1 protein-coding gene is annotated in these 1,762 nt (G+C 45.2%); it reads right to left on the bottom strand.

From position 1 onward, the window contains the following. Positions 1–1,762 (bottom strand): WD40 repeat domain-containing protein (locus I8751_RS21560; protein WP_214441150.1); only part of this gene is annotated, 1,762 nt, incomplete at both ends.

The following is a 1,762-nucleotide window of genomic DNA, read 5'->3' as shown; positions in this document are numbered from 1 at the left end:
ATTGTATCGTCACTACTGCCAGAAGCGATTTGTTGCCCGTTGGGGCTGAAGCTGACGCTATTGACCAACTCTTTATGCCCAGTCAGGGTTTTGAGCAGTTTGCCTGTGGTGACATCCCAGATTTTGATTGTCTTGTCTAAACTGCCAGAAGCGATTTGTTGCCCATTGGGGCTGAAGCTGACGCTAATGACCGGACTGTTATGCCCAGTTAGGGTTTTAAGCAGTTTGCCTGTGGTTACATCCCAGATTTTGATTGTGTCACTACTGCCAGAAGCGAGTTGTTGCCCATTGGGGCTGAAGCTGACGCTAATGACCGGACTGTTATGCCCTTCTAAAGTGTTAACTTCTATGGCTCGATTTGCTGGGTGTTCTTCGGCTTGTAAATACACCGCTTGGTGTAAAGTTGCCGCAGTTCGCATTTGGGTATCTGGTTTTGCCCAAGGTGCAAGTTTGAGTTTTTCCCCAGCTTTTAAGGCTTCAATTAACGCATCAGGATGTTGTCCAGATACCAACAATGCTTCTGAAGAATTATTCAGGGCGTTAATTTCACTAATCTCGGCTTGTTTTCTTTGCTTGTCTGCCCGTTGTGCTGCATCCCAGGCTGTGACTGCTAACCCAGCTAATACGATTCCTGCTGCCATTGAACCAAACAAGGCGCGTTTCAAAAAACTATTGAGTTTGGCTTCACTGAGTTTTCTTTGGGCGATTTCTCTTTGCAACTGTGCCCTTAAAGGTTCTTGTTGCTGGCTAATAAAGGCGGCTAAATAATCATGCACCAGCTGATAACGGTCGGCGGGTGTTTCTGGCAATAACACCACTAAGCCAGATTTGACAAAAATCTCTAACACCAAATCTAATTTGTCAGCAAAGGAAGAAGGCAGTTTTAATTTGGTAGGGTGCGTTATGGACTTTAGTCTTAACGCACCGAAAATTTTTAATGGTACATTAGTCTGCGGCATAACACGCCCTACTGGGGGAGGATTGGCGGGGATATCTCCGTTAGAGATATACTGCTGCAAATCTCGTTCTAATTCAGCGCGAGTCTTTAGGGGGCGAGTGCCTTTTTCATCGGTGAGCAAATACAGCAGCAACTCCGCCGCTTCTTTGTTTTCTGCACCGCAATCATTCACTACTTCATCTAAATAACGCTGTACCAGTTCTTCTTTCGTGCCCCGTTGTTGGTATGCTGCCAGAGTTGTAATATTCTCGGTTTGCAGTTGCGCCCCTACCACCTGCAACTCAATGGGGCGCACTTCGCCCAACTCCCCGGCTAAATCTTTCACCAATTGGTCAATTAAATCAGAGTCTAATTTAAAAGTAGTAGCTTCAGTTAAACGCTGAATAATTAACTTAGCGTCAGTGGGCGAAAAATTCCCCAACTTGTAAAGCACATTGTTACCGAGAATATCATTACCAATAATCTTCATGCCGGGTAAGTCACTGCACTCCAACAAGTAATGCAGATAATCCACCCGCAGCGACAAAATCACTTTTACAGAAAGAACATTCAAGCATTCTCCCAGAAACTCAAAAAACTGCCGCCGTTGTTTTGGTTCGGTGTAAACAAAGAAAAATTCTTCAAACTGGTCAAAAATCAACACCGTGCGGATGTTGCGTCGTTCCTTCTCTTGTAAAAACGCAATCAATCCCTCTTGTAGAGACGCGATTAATCGCGTCTCTCCTGATGAACGAGTATCAAAGACTCGCGGCTGAGTATCTGAAACTGGCGAACGAGTATCAAAGACTCGCGGCTGAGTATCTG

It is taken from the genome of Atlanticothrix silvestris CENA357, from assembly GCF_016056295.1.
In the GTDB taxonomy this organism is placed as follows: Bacteria; Cyanobacteriota; Cyanobacteriia; order Cyanobacteriales; family Nostocaceae; genus Atlanticothrix; species Atlanticothrix silvestris.
The sequence above is the reverse complement of the archived record's forward strand: the minus strand, read 5'-3'. Positions and strand labels throughout refer to the sequence as shown.